General features: G+C 69.0%; 1 protein-coding gene. It reads right to left on the bottom strand.

All coding sequences use genetic code 11. The features are described 5' to 3' along the window. Positions 1-273 precede the first annotated feature (273 nt). A complete protein-coding gene (gene xseB, locus AC1DYK_RS35975) occupies positions 274-411 on the bottom strand; it encodes an exodeoxyribonuclease VII small subunit (RefSeq protein ID WP_478170617.1) in 138 nt (45 codons plus the stop codon). Positions 412-413 lie beyond the last annotated feature (2 nt).

Here is a 413-nt window from a genome sequence, read left to right as displayed (position 1 = left end):
CGGAAGAGGAGGTCCTGGGCGGCGGGGTCAAGAGCGAGGGACATCTTGCGGATTACCTTCCGGGCGAATGGGGATCAAGCGATACGGCGACCGTAACCGAGGGATAGGTTAACTTTCAACTAAAAGCTGACCTGAGTGATCCACTCCACAGACGTGTGCGTGGATGACGGGCCGGGCCGCCCCGATTTCCGACGAGGCTCACAACCGCCGCGCGCTCGGATCCATTCCGGGCCGGGGCGGACCGGCTCGCCCCGGATCCCTACGGCTCGGGAGTCACCCGGCGTCGTCCTGCTGGTCCTTCCCGGGCTGGGCCAGGGCCTCGTCCAGGCGGGCCCGGGCCCCCTCCAGCCAGCGCCGGCAGACCTTGGCCAGCTCCTCGCCCCGCTCCCACAGCGCGAGGGACTCCTCCAGCG

It is taken from the genome of Variovorax sp. P2_H12, assembly GCF_056403395.1.
The sequence above is the reverse complement of the archived record's forward strand: the minus strand, read 5'-3'. Positions and strand labels throughout refer to the sequence as shown.